Origin of the sequence: Rhizobium sp. CBN3 (assembly GCF_030518245.1) — a bacterium.
Taxonomy (GTDB): domain Bacteria; phylum Pseudomonadota; class Alphaproteobacteria; order Rhizobiales; family Rhizobiaceae; genus Rhizobium; species Rhizobium aethiopicum_A.
This window is the reverse complement of the sequence record NZ_JAULSE010000059.1, coordinates 1-5,293: the sequence shown is the minus strand read 5'-3', so window position 1 is coordinate 5,293 and position 5,293 is coordinate 1. Positions and strand designations below refer to the sequence as shown.

General features: G+C 57.2%; 4 protein-coding genes and 2 pseudogenes. 1 reads left to right on the top strand and 5 read right to left on the bottom strand.

Annotation, left to right across the window (positions count from 1 at the left end):
* From QWJ46_RS30745 to QWJ46_RS30730, 4 genes and pseudogenes are all read right to left on the bottom strand, one after another.
* Nucleotides 1-111, bottom strand: a pseudogene (locus QWJ46_RS30745) (IS3 family transposase); the annotation flags it as partial.
* 108 nt (nt 112-219) lie between these two features.
* Entirely contained in the window at nt 220-2,367 is a 2,148-nt protein-coding gene (locus tag QWJ46_RS30740) for a peptidase domain-containing ABC transporter (protein ID WP_004676279.1), read from the bottom strand.
* Between the two features lie 27 nt (nt 2,368-2,394).
* On the bottom strand, nt 2,395-3,480 hold the full coding sequence (locus tag QWJ46_RS30735; RefSeq protein ID WP_008533948.1) for an HlyD family secretion protein: 1,086 nt from the start codon (nt 3,478-3,480) through the stop codon (nt 2,395-2,397).
* A gap of 114 nt (nt 3,481-3,594) precedes the next feature.
* A complete protein-coding gene (locus QWJ46_RS30730) occupies nt 3,595-3,720 on the bottom strand; it encodes a hypothetical protein (protein ID WP_004676277.1) in 126 nt (41 codons plus the stop codon).
* 530 nt (nt 3,721-4,250) lie between these two features.
* Here QWJ46_RS30730 and QWJ46_RS31385 point away from each other — a divergent pair.
* Nucleotides 4,251-4,810 (top strand): annotated as a pseudogene (locus tag QWJ46_RS31385) (Tn3 family transposase); the annotation flags it as partial.
* Nucleotides 4,811-4,983: 173 nt separating this feature from the next.
* On the opposite strand, the gene QWJ46_RS30720 reads toward QWJ46_RS31385, so the two are convergent.
* Nucleotides 4,984-5,293: hypothetical protein (locus QWJ46_RS30720; protein ID WP_302756291.1), on the bottom strand; the 310-nt coding region annotated here is incomplete at its 5' end.

Below are 5,293 nucleotides of genomic sequence, written 5' to 3'. Positions count from 1 at the left end.
GCTATGACGTGGATCAAGCACCGGCACGTAGCGCGAGAAGGTGTCGACCACCGTCAGCACGCGCAGTTTCTTACCCGTTGCGAGTTGGTCGTGAACGAAGTCCATCGCCCACGTTCCGATCACCGCCGCTTCAAGTTCACAGCCGACAATGTTGCCATGCTGCTTAACCGTGACGTTCACAACCGTTTTCAATCCTCGAGCCGACAGGGCCTACACGGATCACGACCTTGGCGCCCGCCATAATCGAGCGTAAGGGCCATCAGTTCTCACTAGGTCAGCGTGCTTTCCCTCCTCAATGACCCGCCCCTTGTCCAGGACCACAATATTGTCCGCCCCACGAACGGTGCTCAACCGATGAGTGATGACTATGATGGTCTTCCCAGCGCGAGACAGATCCTCAACAACCCGCAGCACAAATTCTTCGGCTGCCGAGTCCAGAGAGGAGGTCGCTTCGTCAAGGATTAGAACGTCGGGATCCCGGTACAGGGCCCGAGCCAATGCGAGGCGCTGCTTCTCACCTCCGGAGAGGCGAACCCCGTTCTCGCCCAGATGGGCCTGGAACCGCCCGGGCCAGCGCTCGATGCACTCCCGCAGTCCTATTCGATCACAGATGCGTACGATCTTATCGAACTCCGGTTCGAACTCGCCCAGGGCGATGTTCTCGATCACGGAACCGGAGAAGACGTCTATCGATTGCGGTACTGCAGCCATGACCTTGTGCAGTGATGCGCTCGAGAAATCCTGGAGGGCATATTGGCCGATCCGAATGCATCCATCCTCAAGCTGGTAGACATTCTGCAGCAGAGCCGCAAGGGTGCTTTTGCCCGAGCCGCTCTCACCCACGACGGCCGTCAACTCTCCTTGGCGAAAGGAGACGCTTAGATCGCTGAAAACCTCCGCCTGCGCGCCATAGCGGAATGTGACGTTCTCCAGGCGAATATCTCCGAGATCGGTCTTCGTAGCATCGATGCCGCTGCTGCTTGCCGACTCCAGTTCAAAGATCTCGAAAAGTCTATCCGCCGCGATAAACGCGTCTTGAACGATCCGGTTGGTCTGGATCAGGCGGGCGACCGGCCGGGTGATATAGCCAAGCAACGTATAGCAGGACAGCAATTCGCCGGGCGTGACGGCCTGTTCGAGCGCAAGCGTGGTTCCAAACCACATCAGCACGATGGTGAACAGGACCGACAGCAACGTCGAGGCGTTGTCGCCGCAGATTGAGATCAGCCCGGAGCTGTAGACGGAATGCAGCATCTTTACGAAGCGGGTCTCCATTTTGAAGTTTGCGAAGCTCTCGACGCCGGAAGTCTTAATGGTGGAGACAGCTCCGAGTGATTCTACCAGTTGCGCCTCGAGTTTGGCGTCATTTTCCATGATGACTCGTTGGAGATTTCGATTCATCCGATTGATGGCCCAATATACCAGGATGTACATTGGAATGGCGAGCGCCACGATCAAAGCAATATTCCAGGAATAGATGAACATCATTCCGAACGAGAACAGTATCATTAAAATGTCAACAAACATGTTTATCGAAACGTCGTTCAGGAAGCTCCTGATTTTCACAGCGTCGTTCATGCGCGACACGATTTCTCCCATGCGCATGCTATCGAAGAACTTCTGGGGCAGGGCCAGGATGTGATTGTAATAGCCGAGGATCAAGCATACGTCGATCTTCTGCCCCGTCTGCAGGACGAGTCGGCCTCTTAGGAGGTTGATCAGGATCTGTATCGCTAGGATCAGCAGCATTGCGATGCTCATCAAGTTGAGCAGGTTGCGGTTTCCCGCTGGGATCACGTGATCAACGATCTTCTGAACGTAGATCGCCGTCGAGAGACTGAGGACGGTCGTCACAAGAGCGCCGACGAGAGCCTGCGCCATCACCGTGCGGTGTGGCGCGAGTAGGCGGGCGAATCGGGCGAGGGGCGACGTGGTCTCGTCTCGACGATTGAATGTGTCTGCCGGAACCAGCAAAACCAGAACGCCGGTCCATTGCTCCATGAATTCCTGATGCGGCACTTTGCAGATTTCGCCCAAGGCCGGGTCCATGACGATGACCCACTTGGCGTCGATCGCATGGACCACTACGAAATGGTGCAGGTCCTCCTTGACGACGTGCGCGATAGCGGGCTTGGGGATCTTGTACAGGCTGTCGAAGCCACCTTTGACGCCTTTCGCGATGAAGCCCAGCTTCTGCGCCGCTTCCGTGAGCCCCAGCACACTCGTACCGGAGCGGTCGGTCGACGCATACTGGCGGATGCGCGCCAATGGCAACTTGTAGCCATAGAAGGCTGCGACAGATGCGAGGCTGGCGGCGCCGCAATCCGTGATGTCACGCTGTTTGAACTTAATGGCCTTACTCGACATGGAGGCTCGCTGGCTGTTGGGACAATATTAGCGCCCCGCCAGCATCGGGTTGAGCCAATCGTCTGCCTCGTCGTAGAGCAGTTGCAGGAGAGTGCGATTGGCCAACAGAAAGCGAGCCCGCACGGTCATGCCTTTCTTCAGGTGGCCGATGGCCCCGCTTTTCAGCGCGAGTTCGCTGCGAGAGAGCGCGCACTGGACCTTGAAGACCGGGTTCCCGTCATGCAGAGTGAAGTCCTGCGCCACCTCGACCACCCTTGCTTTGATGACACCCCATTGGTTGTAGTTAAAGGCATCCACTTGGAGCCGCACCGGCTGACCAGGCTGCACAAAGCCAATGTCGTTGGGGGAGACGTAGATTTCCGCCACCAGATCGTCGTTCGGCGAGATCCAACCAACGGTTTGCCCGCTCTGCACGTAGCTTCCGTGCGCGAGGCCGGAGAACTGCTCGAGAGCACCCGATACTGGGGCGCGGATGCGGTGCAGGTCCCGTTCGTGCTCGAGCTGATGCAAGGTGGCCGTGAGTTCCTTTAAGCGCAGGTTAGCATCAAGGAGCTTCTGGTTCCAATCAGCGGTTTTGCGTCGCACGAGGATCTCGCCTTGGACCTCGATATTTTGGAGAGCGAAAGCCTTCTCGTCAACGGTCTTCGCCGGCGCCGCAGCAGCCGAGACAAGTCGCTTTGCGCGGTCGAGTTCCGCCGCGGCGTTACTGCGCGCATTTTGGTTCTCGCGCAGCAAGTTGAGAAAATGCACCCTTTCAGCCGTCGCGGATTCGGTTTGGAGGGGGGGCGAGACGCTGAGCCTTGCGCCGGAAGAAATCAGCGTTTGGAAGTCATGGGCAAGATCGCTCTTGGCATGAATGTCGGCTAAAACCCCGCTGAGCTTTTCCTCGATTACATGATCGTCAAAGGCGATTATTTCCTTCCCCTTAGCAACGACATCGTTCTCAAAGGCAAGGACACGGGAGATGCGTCCGGAGACGGGCGCTATCAGGGGCGTCTTCTCCACGATCGGGCGAATAGTACCGACACTCTGCATGGAGACCGGTATGGTAACGAGTGGCAGTGAGCCAAATGCCGCGGCGACGAAGAGCAAGATCGCCCTATAAATGCTCAAGGATCGTCCTGATCGTCGCGCCAGTATGCTTTCTGCGGTGCAGCTGGCCGTTTCAGCAGAAAGGGGAACTGCTAGTCTGTAGTCACTAGGAGCCATCGAGAGCCAGCTCGCTTATCAACCAAACAAGTGTCCGTAACGTCGCAAAAACAAGTAAACCCAAAAATACCAACCTCCGGAGGTTTCAGCTGCTTCTTGAGGGGTTAATTCGGTTACACGATAGGCTGCCATGTTGTTCATCATTGGTGTCTCCGTTCAGAGCTGGATTGAGAAGATGCCAAGGCCCCCGTTGGGAGCTCCTAGCGGCGCGCAACAAAAAGGTTCAAGATTCGTGCCAATGCAGAAGGAGCGAAAAGCATCAGAAAACTGTTCTGTATGTTATTCAATGGCTGCCCTAGAGCGCCGAGACGTGCCAAACCGCACATCACGCTGTCGCAAGCACGACAAACCGAGTAGGGTTCTGAATGAACGTCCTGAACAGGATCGACAGCTCCAAAGTTCGGTGGCGACGGTACAGTTGAGACTCGGCGCTCAGTAAGCGCGCCCCCATCCGCGTAGCCCCCATCGAGTTTGCCGTCGATTTTTGTTGCTGCTGATTCACTCTGAAACCTGGTGAATTGTTAGTGGCCCTCCGCACGATAGTGGGCGCGGATGCGCCGCTTGGTGCCGCGGGCCTTGTCCCTATTGGCAGATGCTATGGCCGGATGTGTCAAGTAAAAGATCCACCGGATGCGAAAAGAAACACGAGACCTATTGGACAATGCTTGGGCGGGTCCCGACGCTATGGCGATCTCAGACCTGCACTTGTTCCGGCCCAGGCTGTGGCCGACAGCGATCGTCTCGCGGGGCCGTTGCGACAGGAGGATAGCTGGCAAATCTCAAGCTCACCTCGACATCCGGTTACGCGAGCTTGGCCGCGCCAGCTCGGGCTGTTACGATTCCGGGCGGCTCGATTGCGAAGGCGACGTCCAGACGTGGATGCTGCGACTGGCTTCTGCGAAGCATTCAGTCATCTGCGTACAGGAGCGCCCTGCGATGAACGTCATCCTCGCAGAAGAGACTAGCTTTGGCCTGCGCATGATGGCCGATGCCACAGACACCCACACCTTGTGGGTGTTAATCCGTGTTCGACAGTGGCATGTCGAGAGCGAAGCCTACGACCGGGCGCTAGCCAGGGTGGTCGAGGCGCAGGCGGGGTTACCGATCCATGGGCACTCCGGCTTCGAGCGACGGCCTATTATTTGCCGCCACAGCGCAAGGCGACGCCCTGGTAAACGTGAAATACGGCAGGATGCTAGGCCTTCAGGCCTACAGCCAGGTCTCGGATCGATACGGGTCGATCCGTCTGTCGTCCTCGTCGATCAGACGCTTGAGCCATTCCAGCGCCGCGATGGCGGACCCGATGTGCTGCATTATTCCGGAATTCGAGCAGGCTCAGCAGCCTCGGCAACATGCGTGGATAATGAAATGCCGTAGGAGGAACGTGGCACCGCCTGGGCTCGCTGCTTAGGAACCGCCAGTCTTGTATTTGCGGACCAGAGCCGAAAGTATCGCCTGTTCGGCAATTTCGGCACCGCTCCGTCGAGGGCCTTGATCGCGGACCCGGCGATGCGAGCCAAAAGGCGCTCCTCGCTGGCCCCTTTTCAATTTCTTGGCGATCGAGGCGACGACCCTACGTTCCCATTCGCCACCATCTTGTGCACTTTGATCTGAACCCTTCAAACTGGACCAGTTTTGGTTAGAGTTTTCCGGTGCATTTTCCTGGCTGGGAAAGGGACCAGAAGACGATGAAAGCGTCGCAGTTTTCGGACGCTCA